23 protein-coding genes, 1 tRNA gene and 1 riboswitch are annotated in these 17,333 nt (G+C 60.3%); of the genes, 22 read left to right on the top strand and 2 right to left on the bottom strand.

The annotated features are described in order from the left end of the window. Window positions 1-193: 193 nt before the first annotated feature. Together nrdR and glyA are read right to left on the bottom strand one after the other, a co-directional pair. On the bottom strand, window positions 194-676 hold the full coding sequence (gene nrdR / locus B9Z01_RS13835) for a transcriptional regulator NrdR (RefSeq protein ID WP_008919734.1): 483 nt from the start codon (window positions 674-676) through the stop codon (window positions 194-196). Between the two features lie 6 nt (window positions 677-682). Then, window positions 683-1,930 carry a serine hydroxymethyltransferase gene (glyA, locus tag B9Z01_RS13830; RefSeq protein ID WP_085483874.1) on the bottom strand — a complete coding sequence of 416 codons (1,248 nt, stop codon included), beginning with the start codon at window positions 1,928-1,930 and terminating at the stop codon, window positions 683-685. 166 nt (window positions 1,931-2,096) lie between these two features. Next, window positions 2,097-2,223, bottom strand: a riboswitch (ZMP/ZTP riboswitch). Between the two features lie 276 nt (window positions 2,224-2,499). On the opposite strand from glyA, the gene ybgC reads away from it, so the two are divergent. The 22 genes from ybgC (at window position 2,500) to B9Z01_RS13735 (ending at window position 17,287) form a co-directional block, all read left to right on the top strand. Further along, window positions 2,500-2,952, top strand: coding sequence for a tol-pal system-associated acyl-CoA thioesterase (ybgC, locus tag B9Z01_RS13825; RefSeq protein ID WP_085483872.1), 453 nt, complete (start codon window positions 2,500-2,502; stop codon window positions 2,950-2,952). A 198-nt stretch (window positions 2,953-3,150) separates the two neighbouring features. Continuing rightward, window positions 3,151-3,828 carry a protein TolQ gene (tolQ, locus tag B9Z01_RS13820; protein WP_007179119.1) on the top strand — a complete coding sequence of 226 codons (678 nt, stop codon included), beginning with the start codon at window positions 3,151-3,153 and terminating at the stop codon, window positions 3,826-3,828. Between the two features lie 10 nt (window positions 3,829-3,838). Then, window positions 3,839-4,285 carry a protein TolR gene (tolR, locus tag B9Z01_RS13815; RefSeq protein ID WP_085483870.1) on the top strand — a complete coding sequence of 149 codons (447 nt, stop codon included), beginning with the start codon at window positions 3,839-3,841 and terminating at the stop codon, window positions 4,283-4,285. Then, complete coding sequence (gene tolA / locus B9Z01_RS13810; protein WP_085483868.1) at window positions 4,282-5,295, top strand: cell envelope integrity protein TolA; 1,014 nt, start codon at window positions 4,282-4,284, stop codon at window positions 5,293-5,295. The genes tolR and tolA overlap by 4 nt, the downstream gene beginning before the upstream one ends. Window positions 5,296-5,478: 183 nt before the next feature. Further along, a complete protein-coding gene (gene tolB, locus B9Z01_RS13805; RefSeq protein WP_085483866.1) occupies window positions 5,479-6,771 on the top strand; it encodes a Tol-Pal system beta propeller repeat protein TolB in 1,293 nt (430 codons plus the stop codon). A 32-nt stretch (window positions 6,772-6,803) separates the two neighbouring features. Continuing rightward, complete coding sequence (gene pal, locus B9Z01_RS13800) at window positions 6,804-7,310, top strand: peptidoglycan-associated lipoprotein Pal (RefSeq protein ID WP_085483864.1); 507 nt, start codon at window positions 6,804-6,806, stop codon at window positions 7,308-7,310. A gap of 20 nt (window positions 7,311-7,330) precedes the next feature. Further along, window positions 7,331-8,080, top strand: coding sequence for a tol-pal system protein YbgF (gene ybgF / locus B9Z01_RS13795; protein WP_085483862.1), 750 nt, complete (start codon window positions 7,331-7,333; stop codon window positions 8,078-8,080). A 214-nt stretch (window positions 8,081-8,294) separates the two neighbouring features. Then, window positions 8,295-8,370, top strand: a tRNA-Lys gene (locus tag B9Z01_RS13790). 464 nt (window positions 8,371-8,834) lie between these two features. Next, window positions 8,835-11,276, top strand: a complete 2,442-nt coding sequence (locus tag B9Z01_RS13785) for a DNA-directed RNA polymerase (protein ID WP_085483860.1) — start codon at window positions 8,835-8,837, stop codon at window positions 11,274-11,276. 400 nt (window positions 11,277-11,676) lie between these two features. After that, window positions 11,677-11,835 carry a hypothetical protein gene (locus tag B9Z01_RS35560; RefSeq protein ID WP_167387478.1) on the top strand — a complete coding sequence of 53 codons (159 nt, stop codon included), beginning with the start codon at window positions 11,677-11,679 and terminating at the stop codon, window positions 11,833-11,835. Then, entirely contained in the window at window positions 11,832-12,092 is a 261-nt protein-coding gene (locus B9Z01_RS13780; protein WP_085483858.1) for a hypothetical protein, read from the top strand. Before B9Z01_RS35560 ends, B9Z01_RS13780 begins: the two co-directional genes overlap by 4 nt. Then, complete coding sequence (locus B9Z01_RS35555; protein WP_167387477.1) at window positions 12,089-12,241, top strand: hypothetical protein; 153 nt, start codon at window positions 12,089-12,091, stop codon at window positions 12,239-12,241. Before B9Z01_RS13780 ends, B9Z01_RS35555 begins: the two co-directional genes overlap by 4 nt. Before the next feature lies 1 nt (window position 12,242). Next, a complete protein-coding gene (locus B9Z01_RS13775; RefSeq protein WP_085483857.1) occupies window positions 12,243-12,938 on the top strand; it encodes a DUF2815 domain-containing protein in 696 nt (231 codons plus the stop codon). After that, window positions 12,938-13,345 (top strand): hypothetical protein, encoded by a 408-nt coding sequence (locus tag B9Z01_RS13770; RefSeq protein WP_085483856.1) that lies wholly within the window; start codon window positions 12,938-12,940, stop codon window positions 13,343-13,345. Before B9Z01_RS13775 ends, B9Z01_RS13770 begins: the two co-directional genes overlap by 1 nt. Next, on the top strand, window positions 13,342-13,539 hold the full coding sequence (locus B9Z01_RS13765) for a hypothetical protein (protein ID WP_143808937.1): 198 nt from the start codon (window positions 13,342-13,344) through the stop codon (window positions 13,537-13,539). Before B9Z01_RS13770 ends, B9Z01_RS13765 begins: the two co-directional genes overlap by 4 nt. Before the next feature lie 10 nt (window positions 13,540-13,549). After that, window positions 13,550-13,741, top strand: a complete 192-nt coding sequence (locus tag B9Z01_RS13760; RefSeq protein WP_085483854.1) for a hypothetical protein — start codon at window positions 13,550-13,552, stop codon at window positions 13,739-13,741. Continuing rightward, on the top strand, window positions 13,741-14,199 hold the full coding sequence (locus B9Z01_RS13755; RefSeq protein WP_085483853.1) for an N-acetylmuramoyl-L-alanine amidase: 459 nt from the start codon (window positions 13,741-13,743) through the stop codon (window positions 14,197-14,199). The genes B9Z01_RS13760 and B9Z01_RS13755 overlap by 1 nt, the downstream gene beginning before the upstream one ends. A gap of 122 nt (window positions 14,200-14,321) precedes the next feature. Next, window positions 14,322-14,729 (top strand): helix-turn-helix domain-containing protein, encoded by a 408-nt coding sequence (locus B9Z01_RS13750; RefSeq protein ID WP_085483852.1) that lies wholly within the window; start codon window positions 14,322-14,324, stop codon window positions 14,727-14,729. Continuing rightward, the gene (locus B9Z01_RS13745) at window positions 14,729-14,917 is read left to right on the top strand and encodes a hypothetical protein (protein ID WP_085483851.1); all 189 of its coding nucleotides are present in this window, start codon (window positions 14,729-14,731) and stop codon (window positions 14,915-14,917) included. Before B9Z01_RS13750 ends, B9Z01_RS13745 begins: the two co-directional genes overlap by 1 nt. A gap of 176 nt (window positions 14,918-15,093) precedes the next feature. Continuing rightward, window positions 15,094-16,584 carry a DnaB-like helicase C-terminal domain-containing protein gene (locus B9Z01_RS13740; protein ID WP_208625994.1) on the top strand — a complete coding sequence of 497 codons (1,491 nt, stop codon included), beginning with the start codon at window positions 15,094-15,096 and terminating at the stop codon, window positions 16,582-16,584. 11 nt (window positions 16,585-16,595) lie between these two features. Further along, window positions 16,596-16,802 carry a hypothetical protein gene (locus B9Z01_RS34850; protein ID WP_143808936.1) on the top strand — a complete coding sequence of 69 codons (207 nt, stop codon included), beginning with the start codon at window positions 16,596-16,598 and terminating at the stop codon, window positions 16,800-16,802. A gap of 56 nt (window positions 16,803-16,858) precedes the next feature. After that, window positions 16,859-17,287, top strand: a complete 429-nt coding sequence (locus B9Z01_RS13735; protein ID WP_244196013.1) for a lysozyme — start codon at window positions 16,859-16,861, stop codon at window positions 17,285-17,287. Window positions 17,288-17,333 lie beyond the last annotated feature (46 nt).

The raw sequence follows: 17,333 nt of genomic DNA, 5'->3' as shown, positions 1-17,333 counted from the left end.
CCTCAACCATCGGCCGAATGGCCAAGTGGCGTTCAGACGCTATCGCACGCAAAAATACACGCGATGAACCATCATCGACGCGGGGGTAGCGATGCGTGAAGAGACGCGTGAAAAGATACGTGAAAGGCGCAGGAGAAATGCAAATACCAATGCGGGCGCGAAGGTCCGCGGTCAAGGCATAGCGCGTCTGCGCTCAGCGCTTGCGGGAAGGCTTGGGGGGAGAAGAGGCGCGGCGGAATTCCTCGATCACGTCCTCGAATTCGGAGACGTCTTCGAAGCGCCGGTACACCGAAGCAAAACGAACGTAAGCGATCGTGTCGAGCGCGCGCAACTCGTTCATCACGAGTTCGCCGAGGCGCTCGCTGCGCACCTCGCGCTCGCCGCTGCCGAGCAGTTGATACTCGATGCGGGCGACCGCCGCCTCGATCGCGTCCACCGCAACCGGGCGCTTGCGCAGCGCCAGTTGCATGCTCGCGACGATCTTGCGGCGATCGAACTCCGTACGCGTGCCATCCTTCTTGACGACCGACGGCAACGCCAGCTCGACCCGCTCGTACGTCGTGAAACGCTTGTCGCAGGCCGGGCAGCGGCGGCGCCGGCGAATCGTCGCGCCGTCTTCGGATACGCGCGAATCGACAACCTGCGTATCGGCGTGGCGGCAGAAGGGGCAATGCATGACGGTTTAGCCGTACACCGGGAAGCGCTGGGTCAGCTCGGCGACCTGAGCCTTCACGCGCTCGATCGTCGCCGCGTCTTCCGGGTTGTCCAGCACGTCGGCGATCAGATTGCCGACCTGCTCGGCTTCTTTCACGCCAAAGCCGCGCGTGGTCATGGCCGGCGAGCCGAGGCGAATGCCCGAGGTCACGAACGGTTTTTCCGGATCGTTCGGAATCGCGTTCTTGTTGACCGTGATGTGCGCTGCGCCCAGAGCCGCTTCCGCAGCCTTGCCGGTGATCTTCTTCGCACGCAGGTCGACCAGCATCACGTGGCTTTCCGTGCGGCCCGAAACGATGCGCAGACCGCGCTTGACCAGCGTTTCAGCGAGCACGCGCGCGTTCTCGACGACCTGTTGCTGATAAGCCTTGAATTCCGGCGACAGCGCTTCCTTGAACGCGACAGCCTTGCCGGCGATCACGTGCATGAGCGGGCCGCCCTGGATACCCGGGAAAATGGCCGAGTTGATCTGCTTTTCGAACTCGGCCTTCATCAGGATCACGCCGCCGCGCGGGCCGCGCAGGCTCTTGTGCGTGGTAGTGGTGACGAAGTCGGCGTGCGGCACCGGGTTCGGGTAGACGCCCGCGGCGATCAGACCGGCATAGTGCGCCATGTCGACCATGAAGTACGCGCCAATCGACTTCGCGATCTTCGACAGGCGTTCGAAATCGATGCGCAGCGCGAATGCGGACGCGCCCGCCACGATCAGCTTCGGCTTGTGCTCCTGCGCGAGCTTTTCGGCGGCGTCGTAATCGATGTCTTCGGCTTCGTTCAGGCCGTAGCTCACCACGTTGAACCACTTGCCCGACATGTTGACCGGCGAGCCGTGCGTGAGGTGACCGCCGTGCGCGAGGCTCATGCCCATGATCGTGTCGCCCGGCTTGAGCATCGCGAAGAACACGCCCTGGTTCGCCTGCGAACCCGAGTTCGGCTGCACGTTCGCGGCTTCGGCGCCGAACAGCTGCTTCACGCGGTCGATCGCCAGTTGCTCGGCGATGTCGACATATTCGCAGCCGCCGTAGTAGCGCTTGCCCGGATACCCTTCGGCGTACTTGTTGGTGAGTTGCGAGCCTTGCGCGGCCATCACGGCCGGGCTCGTGTAGTTTTCCGACGCGATCAGTTCGATGTGCTCTTCCTGACGGCGGTTTTCCTGCTCGATGACCTTCCAGAGTTCAGGATCGACGTTGGCGATGGTGCTTTGGGCTCTGTCAAACATACGGGTTCCGTTGAGTGTTTTCAGGTTGACCGGATCGTGCGCCGAATCTTGCGTAGAGGGTACGCAGCGCTGCTGGCGGTCATGCCAGCCCTGACGTGGCGAAGAGAGAGTCGCCGCACACGCGAGGCAGGCCAGCCACCGTCAGCGCAGATTAATGCGCGCGGATCACGGCTGCCCAGGCGAACGGCAAAACGGCACCCTGCGCTTCACGGTGGGTTGTTCCACCTTGAACCCGATTGGTTGAATCGGCTGAGTCAGCTGACTCGGTTCTATCGCCAGTCACGCAGGGTCGAGCGCGTTAGTGTATTGGAAGAGGATCGAATAGGCAACCGGCTTTCCGGCGCGCAAGCGCCCGCCGACGGGGCTTCCGGGCGTACCGGCCGGCAGCTCGTGCAAGCCGCCGGTGAAAGCCTGGCGCCTGCCCCGCCCACGTCGATGTCAATGTCGATACGACCGGGCTGATGCCGGCCGCGCAATCGTTCGCCGGACGGGTCGTGCGTCGCGGCTAGCACCCCCGCCGGACGAAACGCACACTTTGAAACAGACCCAGGGGTGTGCGTTCCGGTAAAATGCGCCGCATGAATATGTCGACCAGCCAGCCCGGCACGGAAATCGGCTACACATGGCCCATCCGCGTGTATTACGAAGATACCGATGCGGGCGGCATTGTGTTTTACGCCAACTACCTGAAGTTTTTCGAACGGGCGCGCACCGAATGGCTGCGCGCGTGCGGCGTCGACCAGCATCGGCTCGCGGAGGAAACCGGCGCGATTTTTATCGTATGCAGCACCGCGGTCGACTACCGGGCTCCGGCCCGGCTCGACGACATCGTGAAAATTGTCAGCCGGATCGAGCGTCTTGGCCGAGCTTCGGTCGATTTCACGCAAGAAGCATGGCGTGAGGGCACGCTGCTTGCTAGCGGCTCGATCCGGGTCGGCTGCGTGGACCGCGACGCACTGCGGCCGGCGGCGATTCCCGCTTCGGTTCTCGCTGCCTTGCGGCGCGGGCCGCAGGCGAGTTGAGGCACGAGCTGGACACGTCGGCATGTCAACGAACAATGACTGAGCCCCGTTGTTATGGGGCCAGTGAATTCATACCGATCAGGCAACACAAAGCATGGTTCGGCTTCGATACCGCCGAAGCTTCCGTTTTGCTCACGGCAAGCTTGAAGCGGCCTTGCAGCCGGACGCCCCCTTCCCGGGACGTTAAAACGAACCTTTATGAACACTACACAAGATCTGTCGATCGTTTCACTCGTACTCAACGCGAGCCTGCTGGCCCAGGCGGTCATGGCTCTGCTGCTATTGCTCTCGCTGCTGTCGTGGACTTTCATCTTCCGCAAGTGGTTTGCGATTCGCCGGGCGCGCGCGCAAACTGAACGCTTCGAACGCGATTTCTGGTCGGGCGGCGACCTGCAGGCGCTTTATCAGAGCGCCGCGAACAACCGCCACACGATCGGCGCGCTCGAGCGGATTTTCGAGTCCGGCATGCGCGAATTCCTCAAAGGCAAGGAAAAACGCCTGAACGATCCGGGCGCGATTCTCGACGGCGCGCGGCGCGCGATGCGCGCGGCGTTCCAGCGCGAAATGGACGTGCTCGAGGCCAACCTCGCGTTCCTCGCGTCGGTCGGCTCGGTCAGCCCGTATATCGGTCTGTTCGGCACAGTGTGGGGGATCATGAATGCGTTCCGCGGCCTCGCCAACGTACAGCAAGCCACGCTCGCGAACGTGGCGCCAGGCATCGCCGAGGCGCTGACCGCCACCGCGATCGGCCTGTTCGCCGCGATTCCGGCCGTGGTCGCCTACAACCGCTACGCGCACGACATCGACCGTCTGGCGATCCGTTTCGAAACCTTCATCGAAGAGTTCTCGAACATTCTGCAGCGCCAGGCACAGTAAGGAGGCCACGATGGCAGGCTCCCGCTCCTCCAGCATGCGCGGCTCGCGTCAGCGCCGCGCCATGGCCGACATCAACGTCGTGCCGTACATCGACGTGATGCTCGTGCTGCTCGTGATCTTCATGGTGACCGCGCCGCTCGTCGCCCCGTCGATCGTCAATCTGCCGACCGTCGGCGGCGCCGCGCCGCAGCAGCAAACGCCGCCCGTGATCGTCAACATCCGCGCGGACGGCAACATGAGTGTCAAGTACAAGGACGATTCCGGCACGCAGCAGCAGGAAGACATGACGAAGGCCGACCTGAACGGCTTCATCGCCGACCGGGCGCAATCGCATCCGGATCAGCCGGTCGTGATCGCCGCTGACAAAACCGTGAAGTACGAAGCCGTGATGAACGTGATGTCCGAGCTGAAAGCTCAGGGCGTCAAGCGCGTTGGATTGCTCGTCAAATCGCAATGATCCGCAAGAATTCCGAATACCCGCTCCAGCCGCCGCGTGAACGCGGCACCGGGCGCGCCTTTGCGCTCGCGCTGGTGATGCATGCGCTGCTCGGGTTCTTCCTGTACCACGGCATCCAGTGGCAAAACAGCACGCCCGAAGGCGCGGAAGCGGAGCTGTGGACCGAAGTGCCGAACTCGGCGATTCCGCGTCCCGTTACGCCGCCGCCCGTGCCGGTCGCCCCTGCCCCGCCCGTGCGCGACGAGCAGGCCGACATCGCGCTGCAGGAAAAGAAACGCCAGCAACAGGAAGCCGCGCGCGAGGCGCAACTGGCCGAGCAGCAGCGCCAGCAGAAGCTGAAAGAACAGCAGGAAGCGGAAGCGAAACGTCAGCAACAGCTGGCGGCCGACCAGGCGGCCCAGCTCGCGGCGCAGAAGGCCGCTAAGCTCAAACAGCAGCAACAACAGCAGCAGGCCGACAAGCTCAAGCAACAGCAGCTCGCCGAGCAGCAGAAACAGCAACAAGTGAAAGACCAGCAGGAACAGCAGCAGAAGCAGGCCGCGGCCGACGCGCAGAAGAAGGCTGACGAACAGAAAGCGGCGAAGGCCAAGGCGCAAGCCGAGGCAGCGGCGCAGGCGAAGAAGCAGCTCGACGCGGAACGTCGCGCGCGCCTCGCGCAGATGCAGGGCATGGCCGGGCCCCCGGGTTCGACAGGCAACGGGCTCGGCAAGAGCGGCACCGGTAGTGGCTCGGGTGGCAATGCGGCATCGCCTGGTTACGCGGACAAGGTGCGCCGTATCGTGCGCCCGAACATCGTGTGGAGCGGCGAAACGGAAGGTCTCGAAACCGTCATCGCCGTGCGCTGCGCACCGACCGGCACCTTGCTGGACGCGACGGTCTCGCGCAGCAGCGGCAACCCCGCGTGGGACGCCGCCGCGTTGCGCGCCGTGCAGCGCTCCAACCCGATGCCTCTGGACGTCAACGGCAAAACGCCGGAAAGCTTCCTGATAACGTTGCGCCCCGCGGGTTGATTTGCGGGTTGATGGGCAAGGAGTTTGACAGCCGTGTGGCAGTCGATTTACGGCTGGTTTGCAGTCAATCGAGGGCAAAGCCGCGCTACAGTGAGCGGTGCGCTTTGGGAACGAATTAGTCGTTTTTCGGTCTGTCTGCTGTCGTGAAGTATTAGTAAAACCGTTTTGAGGAATCCATACAGCATGAGTTTGATGACCAAGCTAGGCCTGCAGACACTCGTAGCAACGTGCCTGATCGCTGCCGGCGGCGCCGCCAATGCACAACTCAACGTCCTCGTGACGGGCGTCGGATCTACGCAGTTTCCGATCGCAACGGCGAATTTCGCCAATGAAGCGAACTCGCCGCAGCAGGTCAGCGCGATCGTGCGTCAGGATCTGCAACGCAGCGGCAAATTCACGAATATCGACGCGGGCTCGACGCCGGTGTCGGAAAACGATTCGGTCGACCTCGGCGCATGGAAGGCCAAGGGCGCCAACGCATTCGTCGCGGGCAGCGTGAACCGCCTGCCGAACGGCCAGTACGAAGTGCGCTTCAAGCTGTACGACACGGTCAAGGGCGAAAGCCTCGGCGGCCTCGTGCTGGTGAGCCCGGAAAGCGGCCTGCGCATGAGCGCGCACAAGGTCGCGGACTACATCTACGCGAAACTGATGGGCACCCGCGGCGTGTTCGCCACGCGCCTGTCGTACGTCATCAAGTCGGGCAACCGCTATCAGCTGCAAATTTCGGATTCGGACGGTCAGGACGCGCATATCGCGCTGTCGAGCCCCGAGCCGATCATCTCGCCGGCATGGTCGCCGGATGGCACCAAGGTCGCCTACGTTTCGTTCGAGAAGAAGAAGCCGATCGTCTACATCCATGACCTGCCCACGGGCCGGCGCATCGTCGTATCGGACCAGAAGGGCAACAACAGCGCGCCGGCATGGTCGCCGGATGGGCGCACGCTCGCCGTCGCGCTGTCGCGCACCGGCAACACGCAGATTTTCGCGGTCAACGCGGACGGCAGCGGCCTGCGTCGCCTCACACAAGGCAGCTCGATCGACACCGAGCCGACCTACTCTCCTGACGGCCAGTCGATCTATTTCACGAGCGACCGCGGCGGCGCACCGCAGATCTACAAGATGTCGGCGCAAGGCGAAAGCGCGGGCGCCGCGCAACGCGTCACGTTCACGGGCAACTACAACACCAGCCCGCGTGTAAGTCCCGATGGCAAGCAGCTTGCCTATATCTCGCGCGTCGGCGGTGCGTTCAAGCTGTATCTCCAGGACCTGCAAGGCGGAACCGCCACGGGTCTGACGGACACGACACATGACGAATCGCCGAGCTTCGCGGCGAACGGTCAGTACATTCTTTACGCCACTCAGGTGAACGGCCGTGGCGTGTTGGCCGCAGTATCGACCGATGGTCGCACCCGGCAGGTCCTGTCCGTTCAGGGTGGCAGTGTACGTGAGCCGTCCTGGGGCCCGTTTATGCAATAACGTTGATGCAATAACACAAGGAGAGTAATCAAATGATATCCAAACTTCGTTTCGCATTCGCCGTAGTAATGCTCGGCACGCTGGCCGCATGCCATTCGGGCGTCAAGCTCGACGAAAACGCCAACAAGGGTGCAGGGGGCGCGCAGCCGAACCCGAACGACGTCGCAACGGTCAACGTCGATCCGCTCAACGATCCGAACAGCCCGCTTGCAAAGCGCAGCATTTACTTCGACTTCGACAGCTACTCGGTCAAGGACGACTACCAGCCGCTGCTGCAGCAACACGCGCAATACCTGAAGAGCCATCCGCAGCGTCACGTGCTGATCCAGGGCAACACCGACGAGCGCGGCACGAGCGAATACAACCTGGCACTCGGCCAGAAGCGTGCTGAAGCCGTGCGTCGTTCGCTGTCGCTGATGGGCGTGCCGGATTCGCAAATGGAAGCCGTGAGCCTCGGCAAGGAAAAGCCGCTGGCAACCGGTCATGACGAAGCGTCGTGGGCGCAGAACCGCCGCGCCGACCTCGTGTATCAACAGTAAGTCAACGGGTGATGAGCCGAATGACGCATCGTTTCTCCTGGCTGCGGTTTGCCGCAGCGGCCTGCGTCGCAGGCACGGCCCTCGCGGCCGTGCCCGCTCACGCGGGCATCTTCGACGACGATCAGGCCCGCCAGGCCATTCTCGATCTGCGTTCGAAGACCGATAGTCTGTCGAGCCAACTGTCGGCAGCGCAGCGCACGATCCTCGATCAGTCCAACCGCCTCGACCAGTTGAACCAGCAGGTCGCGACGTTGCGCGGACAGAATGAGGACATGGCGAATCAGCTCGACACGCTGCAAAAGCAGCAGAAGGACTACTACACCGATCTCGACACGCGCCTGAAGAAATTCGAGCCGCAGCAACAGACGGTGGACGGCGTCCAGGGCGAGGTTCAGCCGGGTGAAGCCGACGCGTTCAATGCCGCTTCACAGCAATTCCGCAGCGGCGATTTCAAGAATGCGGCGGCGTCGTTCCGCAGCTTCATCTCCAAATATCCGAGTAGCCCCTATCAGCCGACCGCGCAGTACTGGCTCGGCAACGCGCTGTACGCACTGCGCGACTACAAGGGCTCGACGGCAGCCTGGCAAGGTGTCGTGAAGAATTATCCGCAGCATCCGCGTGCCCCTGAAGCGCTGCTGGCCATCGCGAACAATCAGCTCGAGCAAGGTCAGAAGGCTGCGGCCAAAAAGACGCTCGAGCAGATCGTTGCGCAATACAGCGGCTCGGACGTCGCACAGTCGGCGCAGAGCAAGCTGTCGCAGATCAAGTAGCGGTAGCGTAGCGGGTCGATTGAGTAGTTGGCAGTACGCGCAGTGTCTGAGGTCATGGTCACGCGCGCCTCTCGCTGAAGAGCCCGGGCAGCAATGTCCGGGCTTTTCATTTTCGTGCTCGAAGTGTTCAGTGAAGTAAGCATGGCTTGATGGCTCTACTGCCCTATCGGGTTGACAGGCCATAAGCCCGCCGATATAATTTCGCTTCTCTTTTGGGTCGTTAGCTCAGCTGGTAGAGCAGCGGACTTTTAATCCGTTGGTCACAGGTTCGAATCCCGTACGGCCTACCAATCTCAGTAAGCCTTCCAGCGATTTTCAGCACACTGCGAAGGACGAAAGTTTGGTCACAAGTAGTCACAAACGTGACCATAAGGGGATTACAGGCTTCGTGAAGAGGAAGCCAAAGTAGCCCCCAAAGCTGTCAAAAGAAGCCCCGGCTGGGAAACCAGTTCGGGGCTTTTTCTTTGCCCAAAGCAATCCCCAAGTGGAACGCTGTGACCGCCTCCAGGACACAGCTCGCGTCCCAAAAACACCCCTAAACCCTGACTCTCGCGGTGGAGATGAAATCTCCCCTTAGAGATGAACTAATGATTACCCTGAAGATTCCCTATAGTGTTCCACTAGGGGAAGACTTGCGGTATAGTCACGGCTGGCTGTAGCTGACCGTTCGACAGGCCACACTCCAGCCACCTCTCTACGCATCGACGTGGAGGGGCTTTTTATTGCCCACAGTATTCCACTACAGGAACACATCATGACGACCACAGCAGACCTCCACGCTCTTCAAATCGAACTGGAAGAGGAAGCCATCGGCCTGGGCATGAAGCGCTACAACGAGCAGATGGCCAACGGTGAAGACACCCTTCCGCCTGGCCTGAAGCTGATGAAGGCTGCCATCGAGCCCACGGCTGCTGCCATCGAGAAGTTCATTGAGGATGGGCTGGCTGGCACGGCCTCCCGCTCGGTGGGCATCATCAAGTACCTGGACCAGTTTGAAGACCGTAAGCTGGTGGCCTTCGTGACCGCCAAGGTGGTGTTCAACCACATGGGCAAGATGTCCGTGATTGGCGCGGTGGCTGGTGACATCGCCAACCGGCTGGAGGACTGCCTGAACTTCGATGCCCTGAAGGCTGCTGAGCCTGGGCTTTATAAGCAGCTCCTGAAGAAAATCGAGAAGACCCGCGATGAGCGCCACCGCCACATCGTCCTTAGGGTGCAGCAGAAGTTCGCCAAGGTGGCCACCATCAAGTGGGGCGTGAGCGAGAAGATGCGGCTCGGTACGGCCCTCATCCATCTCTTCGCTGAGGCTACCGGGCTGGTGGAGATTCAGAAGTACGTGCGCGGTGCGAATGACACCCCGTACATCGTCGCGCCCACCGAAGCCACCGCTAAGTGGCTCGCTGATGGCCACGCTCGGTGCGCCCTGATGAGCCCCATGTGTATGCCGATGGTGGTCAAGCCGCTGCCCTGGACTGGCCCGTTAGGTGGCGGCTACCTGACCAAGCCGATGCGCTTCCCACTCATCAAGACGGCCAACCGGAACTATCTGGAGGACCTGAAGCAGGTTGACATGCCGATGGTCTACCGCAGCATCAACGCTCTTCAGGAAACCCCGTGGGCCATCAATAAGGCGGTCTTCCATGTGATGCGTGAGGTGTGGGATGGCGGTGGACGGCTGGGCAAGCTCCCCGCTCGTGAGCCGCAAGCTCTCCCGCCCAAGCACTTTGACCTGGAGAACCCGGACCCTGAAGAGCTGAAGGCGTGGAAGAAGCAGGCTGCTGGCGTCTATGAAGGCAACATCCGTGGCGCATCGAAGCGGGCTGGCATGTCGTCCAAGCTGTGGATGGCAGAGAAGTTCGAAGACATCGAGCGGTTCTTCTATGTCCACAATCTGGACTGGCGTGGCCGTGCGTACCCTGTGGCCACGTTCCTGAACCCGCAAGGCTCGGACTCCGATAAGGCGCTCCTTCAGTTTGCCGATGGTTACCCGCTGGGTGAGAACGGTGCGCGCTGGCTGGCCATCCACGGGGCCAACACGTTCGGTATCGACAAGGTTGCCTTCGAAGAGCGCGTTCAGTGGGTCGAAGACCATCACGACCAGATTCTTGAGGCCGCGATGAATCCGCTGGATGGCTCCCGCTGGTGGGCCGATGCGGACAGCCCATACATGTTCCTGGCGTTCTGCTATGAGTGGCTGGCCCTCTCGATGCACACGGATATGGGCAAGGCTCAGGAAGAGTTCCTGTCCTATCTACCTTGCTCTTGGGATGGCGCGTGCAATGGCCTCCAGAACTTCTCCGCGCTGCTGAAGGATGAGGTGGGCGGCGCTGCGGTTGGTCTGGTTCCGAGTGACAAGCCCAGCGACATCTATAGTGAAGTCGCCAAGGCTGCCAACATGCTCATGGCTGAGGATGCTGCTGAGGGCTCCGCTATGGGCCTCAAGTGGCAGGGCAAGATGACCCGCAAGCTGGCCAAGCCCAACACCATGACGACCCCTTACGGAGCCACCAAGCGGGGCATGTGCCAACAGGTCGAAGGCGTGTTCCAGAAGATGAAGACCGAAGCCGCTGAGCAAGGCACCGTGCTGGAGGTCACTGCGGACCTGAAGGACTGCCAGTATCTGGCTGACACCAACTACCAGGCCATCGGTAAGGTGGTGGTGGCTGCTCACTTGGCTATGGACTGGCTCCGCGATGCTGCCAAGGTGGCCGCTTCGGACTCGCTGCCCATCCATTGGGTCACCCCCAGCGGTCTGCTGGTCCTCCAGGACTACCGTGAGATGCTGGGCCAGGCATTGGACTTCACGGTGGCGGGCAAGCGCGTTCAGATGATGCTGAAGAACGAAGGCGACAAGCTGGACCGTCGCAAGCAATCTGCTGGCATCTCCCCGAACTTCATCCACTCACTGGATGCGGCTCATATGATGCGGACGGTGAACTACTGCCTGAACCATGAGGTGACCCACTTCGCCATGATTCATGATTCGTACGGGGCACACGCAGGGCTCGCTGACACTCTTCGGAACTGTCTGCGCCGCGCCTTCGTGGATCAGTACAGCGGTGAAGTGCTGGCTGACTTCCGCAACCAGCTTGCTAATCAACTGCCCCCGGAGCTGGCCGCTGAGCTGCCCCCGCTGCCCCCTAGCGGCTCCCTGGATTTGGAAGACGTGATGCACTCGGAGTATTTTTTCGCCTGAGCGTTCCACTTGTGCATGTGTTGCAAATAGAGATGATGGCTAAACCCTGACTCTCGCTCTACCAAACGGCCCTCAGCAATCTCGCTGGGGGGCTTTCTCTTTCTGGAGGTCAATGAACGTCCGCATTTTGGAAACCGGATGGGGACCCGAACGGAACGGCTACCGAACCTATTCGGTGAAGGCGCTCATTGGCTCCGTCCGAACCGGCACAGCTCTCTATTCATCCCGCTGCGTACACCACCACACCTACGAAGAGCACCGCTCATGGGTGGAGGAAAACGTACATGCAGCGCTCTCGAAGTCCCTCATGGAAAGGCTTCTGGAGAAGCACAGGGCTAAACCCTGACTCTCGCTCTACAAACCGCACCCACAACTTTTTCCCACATCTGAAAGGCTCCACATGATTACCGTCCGCACCCTCCGTACCGTTGGTGGCATCCGCAGCGGCGCTAAAGGCACCCGCAAGCTGAACCGCTTTGCCCGTGCTCACGGCTTCCCCACCTTCGCAGCGATGAAGGCTGACTTCGACCTCCGCATGAAGGGCTATCTGGTCGAATGAACAAGGACCAACTCAATTCAGTGGTGTCGTTTCACGCAGTAGAGGCGGCCTTCGCGGCTGTCTCCGCTGTCCAGACGATGCCCAAAGCAAAGCAAGTCGTTGGCGTGGCTGTCCTCTTCTCGGTCCTCTGCGAAGAGCTGAAGCTGGACCCCAGCGAACTCATCAACAAAGCTCAGCGCATCTCCAAGGATGCTGATGGCTTCTTCACGCGGGAGATGAAAGCTCTCCGTGATTACGTGCAAGGTGAACTCCGATGACCCACGCGGAATTCCTCTGCGCCCAGGCAGAAACCCACTGGGCATCCGGCAGTCCCCTCCCTGTTGACCTGTTCATGAAGATGCAAGCAGAAGGCATCGACGTGGACAATGCAGAGCAGTCTTTCAATCTCATCAAGCAATACCACTGACATGGCAGAAAAACGACCCAAGCTGTTCAAAGCGAACTCCCCGCGTGGCATCTTCAAGTACCCCGCACTGACCAAGCCGGACTTCGGTAATGAGAAGTTCCCGAAGCCGGATGGTGAGTACAAGGTTCAGCTCGTGCTGACCGAAGAGGAAGCCGCCCCGCTCATCAAGAAGCTCCAGCCGGAGTACGAGAAGGCCATTGAAGCCGCTGAAGCGGAGTTCAAGACCCTGAAGGTGGAACAGCGCAAGAAGCTGAAGGAGGTCACGAAGAACGACCTCTACGCCACCGAGTATGACCAGGAGACCGAAGAGCCGACTGGCAACCTCATCTTCAAGTTCACGATGAAGGCATCAGGCAAGAACAAGAAGGGCGAAGAGTGGAAGCGCAAGCCGTCCATCTTCAACGCCAAGGGTATCGCTCTGAAGAACCCGCCCAGCATCTGGGGTGGCTCGGAAGGCATCGTTGCGTTCGAAGCGAGCCCGTACTTCATTCCGGGCACTGGCGCTGCTGGCCTATCGATGCGCTTGCAGGCAGTCCAGCTGCTGGAGCTGGTGAGTGAAGGCTCGCGTTCGGCTTCGAGCTTCGGCTTCGGCCAGGAAGAAGGCTATGACGAAGCTGATGAGATGCCTTCGGGTGACTCGGACGATGACGCTGGTGAATCCACTGGCGCAGCTTCGGATACCCCTGACGAGTTCTGATGGCCCGTGCTGGTTACGGTGCGCGGCACGTTGAAGCCGCGTATCGCTCTGGTCTGGAAGAGGCTGTTGCAGAACAGCTTCGCCAGGCTGGAGTGGTTGCCGCGTATGAGGAAGAAAAGATTCCCTACGTGACCCCAGCGACACCCCACAAGTACACCCCCGACTTCCGGCTCCCGAACGGCATCTACATCGAGACCAAGGGGCGGTTCGAAACCGCTGACCGGAAGAAACACCTACTCATCAAAGACCAGCATCCGGGTATCGACATCCGGTTCGTGTTCACCCGCTCGAAGACCACCATCAGCAAGGCCAGCAAGACGACCTATGGGATGTGGTGTGAGAAGCATGGGTTCCAGTACGCGGACAAATGGATTCCCGATGCGTGGCTCAAGGAGAAACTGAAGTGATGAATCACAAGGGTCTCACGCTCGTGGCACTGCTGTATCTCATGATGGTCCTACTGTGCGTCAGCGGCTACATCACCAACGTTGTCTGGATCATCAAGCACATGGCTGGCGCTATGTCTGTGGAGATGATTGTGGCCCTCATCGGCCTGTTCACGCCGCTGGGTTTCCTCCACGGCATCTATACGTGGTTCTGAGGGAGCCAGAATGAAAGTCAAGCATACCCAGAACGGAAACGTGAAGCTGGTTCTGTCGATGGACGAAGCTGAGAAGGTACGAAGCGTCCTGATGGAAGCCACCGGCCTGGCCTCTCGCGAATACGTCTCCAATCAAGTGGGGCAGTTCGGGGACCAAGTGGCAGATGCCATGTATGAAGCAGGCATCGGCTACCAGTTCTGATGACCAAGCTGACCGCTGATTCAGTGGTCTACATCGTAGTCCATTGTTCCAACACCAAGCCCCGTCAGAAAGTCGATAAGGCATACATGGAGCGCATCCACAGGCTAAAGGGCCGTTTGTGGATTGGCTATCACTATGTCCTTGACCGCAAGGGCAACATCGAGACAGGCCGCGCACTGGACCAGATTGGTGGCCACGCTCCCGGATTCGATAACAAGTCCATCGGCATCTGCATGGCGGGAGGGCTGGACCAGGCTGGTAATCGCGCTGACAACTTCACCGAAGTCCAGCGCGAGAACCTTCTTCAGCTTGTCGCAGTGCTTCACCGGCAGTTCCCTCAAGCCATCGTAGTGGGCCACCGTGACCTTCCCAACGCGAAGACCGAGTGTCCTAACTTCGATGTCAAGCAGTTCCTCCAGGAGTCCGGTTATGTACAGCCGATTCATGGCGCGAATTGAAGAGTGGCTTCGGCAGCTCTTCGAAGCCCCGCTGACGTTCTCACTCCGCTAAACCAAAGTCCTCTTTAGGCGGTCCCTATGCCAGCTCATCGGCAGGGATACACACATCCAAAGGAATCCACATGAGCAACAAACTCAGCAACAACACGTTCAAGAAAAAGACTGGCATCCAGAACATCCAGGTATTCCTGGAGTCGGGCCGCAGCATCACCGCTCTGGAAGCCCTGAGCAACTTCGGCATCTTCCGCCTGGCTTCGGCCATCGAAGTGCTGCGCAAGCGCGGCATGAACATCGAAACGGAAACGAAGCAGGACCCGAACGGCAAGACGTACGCTCGATACATGCTGGCCGCGAAGGGGGAACTGAAGGTTGGCGCTCGGGTTCGTGTGGTGGCTGCTGGCGTATTGCATCAGCGTGAGGGCGTTCTGGAGCGGATTACGGCACTTGATGGACTCTGGCCGTATGAAGTGCGCTTCAGCGACCAGCCGGGACTGAGCCCTTTCGACGCACACGAACTGGAGGTCATCTAATGAACGTCATTCGCCAAGCATTCGCCAACATGCTGTGTGACTGCATGAACCCCACGGCTCTCGCAGTCACCGTTCGTGATGCCCTGAAGCGCACTCCGCGCCTCACCCGTGACCAGCAGCGCGGCTGGTCCACGAACATCTCCTTCCGCACCTACAACGCCCTCAAGAATCAGGGCGTGCTCGCCTAAGCCGCATGGCTGAGAGCGAATTCATCCACAAGGAGCCGTGCCCTAAGTGTGGCAGCAAGGACAACCTTGCGCGCTACTCCGATGGGCACGCCCACTGTTTCACCCAGGGGTGTAAGCACTGGGAGCCTCCTACAGACGGCCAAGAGTACACACCACGAGCCACGGCAGGGAGAAAGGTGGGAAAGGATTTGATTCTGGATGGTGAGGTCCGCGCGTTACCCAAGCGGAAACTCACTGAGGAAACGTGCCAGAAGTTCGGGTACACCGTAGGAACTAGCAGCAAGGGCAACACCGTGCAGCTCGCTCCGTACTTCGATGGGACCACCTTGGTGGCTCAGAAGATGCGCGATGCGGAGAAGAACTTCGTCACGCTTGGGGAGTTCAAGAGTGCTGGCCTGTTTGGTCAGCAGCTCTGGCGTGATGGCGGCAAGAAGATTGTCATCACCGAAGGCGAGATTGACTGCATGACGGTCTCCCAGCTTCAGGGCAATAAGTGGCCTGTGGTGTCCGTACCGAACGGCGCTCAGGGGGCTGCAAAGGCTCTCAAGAAGCATCTGGAGTGGCTGGAGCAGTTCGAAGAAGTTGTCCTGCTGTTCGATATGGATGAGCCTGGCCGCGAAGCGATGGCTGAATGTGCCCCGCTCTTCACCCCCGGCAAGTGCAAGCTCGCGAGCCTCCCGAACGGGTTCAAAGACCCGAACGAGATGTTGCTCGCGGGCAGGGGCTCTGAGGTCATCGACGCTATCTGGGGGGCAAAGAGTTATCGCCCCGATGGCCTGGTAAACATCAAGGACATCCGCGAACAGCTCCGCAAGGCTGTTGAGATTGGCCTTCCGTGGTTCCTCCCTGAACTCACTGACATCACCTATGGCCGTCGCTATGGGGAAATCTATGGGCTCGGTGCGGGTACTGGAGTGGGCAAGACTGACCTCCTGACCCAGCAGCTCGCATACGACATCAGCGTTCTGAAGCTGCGTGTCGGGACCATCTTCCTGGAGCAGGCCCCCACAGAGACCGCTAAGCGTGTCGCTGGGAAGCTGAAGGGAAAGCGGTTCCATGTGCCTGATGACGGCTGGACTCAGGAGGAACTGGAGGCTGCTGTGGATGAGCTTGAGGCTGCTGACAGTCTCATCATGTACGACTCCTTCGGTGAGACTGAATGGGACATCGTGAAGTCGAAGGTTCGCTTCATGGCTGTCTCTGAAGGTATCCGCGTGATCTACATCGACCACCTCACAGCGATGGCTGACACCGCTGATGAGAAGGGCTCGCTGGAGCAGATCATGAAGGAGATGGCTGGCTTGGCTAAAGAGCTGGACATCATCATCACCTTTGTGTCCCACCTGACCACACCGGAGAAAGGCAAGAGCCATGAAGAAGGTGGACGCGTCACCATCCGCCACTTCAAAGGGTCCCGTGCGATTGGCTTCTGGTCCTACTACATGTTTGGCTTGGAGCGTGACCAGCAGGCTGATGACGAAAGCATCCGCCAGGTGACCACTCTGCGAGTTCTGAAGGACCGCTACACAGGGCAGGCAACAGGCAAGACCATCTACCTCGGCTATGACGCTGAGACAGGGCTACTCAAGGCACTGGACGGTAACCCGTTCGATGACGAGAGCGGCTCAAGCAAACAACCCCCGTGGGACGAAGACTCCCCATTCTGAAAGGACTAACCATGTTCGCAGCGAAAATCGTATCGGCAGTCACGAGTGGTCTGAAGGCATCCGTAGCAGCACTGGCGAAGGCTGAAGCTGGTCATCGCGCAGCGGCTCTGTTGCATGAAGCACAGGCAGCAGCCCACAACGCGAAGGCCGCAGTGGCACGCTCGGAAGCTGATGCAGCAGCCAAGCTCCGCGCAGCAGTCAGCAAGGTATTCGACTGAGCTTCAGCTACTCGAAGACCGGCCTGCAACTCACCCAGCAGTTCGAGGGTTGCAGGTTGACTGCCTATCAGGATTCTGTAGGTGTCTGGACCATCGGCTACGGCCACACAGGTCCTGAGGTCTGCAAGGGCCTCACCATCACCCAGGAGCAAGCCTTAGCGCTTCTCCTTCAGGACATCGCCAAGTTCTCCGCTGCTGTCAATCGGCTGGTCACTTTGGACGATGCAGGCAGCCCCGATACGGATGGACTGCCCGACTTCACCCAGGATGAGTTTGATGCGCTGGTGGACTTCGCGTTCAACCTGGGCATCGGTGCGCTCGCTGGCTCCACGTTGCTCAAGAAGCTCAACGCTGGGGACATCGAAGGTGCAGCGGATGAGTTCCTGAAGTGGGACCACGCAGGCGGCAAGGTACTCGCTGGGCTCACCAAGCGTAGGCAGGGTGAACGTGCGCTGTTCCTGCTGGGAGCGCACTTCGGTAAGTGAAGTACACGCACGACAAACATAGGGCTGCCTTCGGGTGGCCCTTTTT

It is taken from the genome of Paraburkholderia susongensis (assembly GCF_900177725.1).
GTDB lineage: Bacteria > Pseudomonadota > Gammaproteobacteria > Burkholderiales > Burkholderiaceae > Paraburkholderia > Paraburkholderia susongensis.
The sequence above is the reverse complement of the archived record's forward strand: the minus strand, read 5'-3'. Positions and strand labels throughout refer to the sequence as shown.

Coding starts and splice junctions, on each gene's coding strand:
- nrdR (WP_008919734.1), bottom strand. CDS start 676: ATGCATTGCCCCTTCTGCCGCCACGCCGATACGCAGGTTGTCGATTCG.
- B9Z01_RS13750 (WP_085483852.1), top strand. CDS start 14,322: ATGAGCAACAAACTCAGCAACAACACGTTCAAGAAAAAGACTGGCATC.
- B9Z01_RS13760 (WP_085483854.1), top strand. CDS start 13,550: ATGAAAGTCAAGCATACCCAGAACGGAAACGTGAAGCTGGTTCTGTCG.
- B9Z01_RS34850 (WP_143808936.1), top strand. CDS start 16,596: ATGTTCGCAGCGAAAATCGTATCGGCAGTCACGAGTGGTCTGAAGGCA.
- B9Z01_RS13770 (WP_085483856.1), top strand. CDS start 12,938: ATGGCCCGTGCTGGTTACGGTGCGCGGCACGTTGAAGCCGCGTATCGC.
- ybgC (WP_085483872.1), top strand. CDS start 2,500: ATGCGCCGCATGAATATGTCGACCAGCCAGCCCGGCACGGAAATCGGC.
- B9Z01_RS13785 (WP_085483860.1), top strand. CDS start 8,835: ATGACGACCACAGCAGACCTCCACGCTCTTCAAATCGAACTGGAAGAG.
- tolA (WP_085483868.1), top strand. CDS start 4,282: ATGATCCGCAAGAATTCCGAATACCCGCTCCAGCCGCCGCGTGAACGC.
- tolR (WP_085483870.1), top strand. CDS start 3,839: ATGGCAGGCTCCCGCTCCTCCAGCATGCGCGGCTCGCGTCAGCGCCGC.
- B9Z01_RS13775 (WP_085483857.1), top strand. CDS start 12,243: ATGGCAGAAAAACGACCCAAGCTGTTCAAAGCGAACTCCCCGCGTGGC.
- tolQ (WP_007179119.1), top strand. CDS start 3,151: ATGAACACTACACAAGATCTGTCGATCGTTTCACTCGTACTCAACGCG.
- ybgF (WP_085483862.1), top strand. CDS start 7,331: ATGACGCATCGTTTCTCCTGGCTGCGGTTTGCCGCAGCGGCCTGCGTC.
- B9Z01_RS13755 (WP_085483853.1), top strand. CDS start 13,741: ATGACCAAGCTGACCGCTGATTCAGTGGTCTACATCGTAGTCCATTGT.
- B9Z01_RS35560 (WP_167387478.1), top strand. CDS start 11,677: ATGATTACCGTCCGCACCCTCCGTACCGTTGGTGGCATCCGCAGCGGC.
- tolB (WP_085483866.1), top strand. CDS start 5,479: ATGAGTTTGATGACCAAGCTAGGCCTGCAGACACTCGTAGCAACGTGC.
- glyA (WP_085483874.1), bottom strand. CDS start 1,930: ATGTTTGACAGAGCCCAAAGCACCATCGCCAACGTCGATCCTGAACTC.
- B9Z01_RS35555 (WP_167387477.1), top strand. CDS start 12,089: ATGACCCACGCGGAATTCCTCTGCGCCCAGGCAGAAACCCACTGGGCA.
- pal (WP_085483864.1), top strand. CDS start 6,804: ATGATATCCAAACTTCGTTTCGCATTCGCCGTAGTAATGCTCGGCACG.
- B9Z01_RS13745 (WP_085483851.1), top strand. CDS start 14,729: ATGAACGTCATTCGCCAAGCATTCGCCAACATGCTGTGTGACTGCATG.
- B9Z01_RS13780 (WP_085483858.1), top strand. CDS start 11,832: ATGAACAAGGACCAACTCAATTCAGTGGTGTCGTTTCACGCAGTAGAG.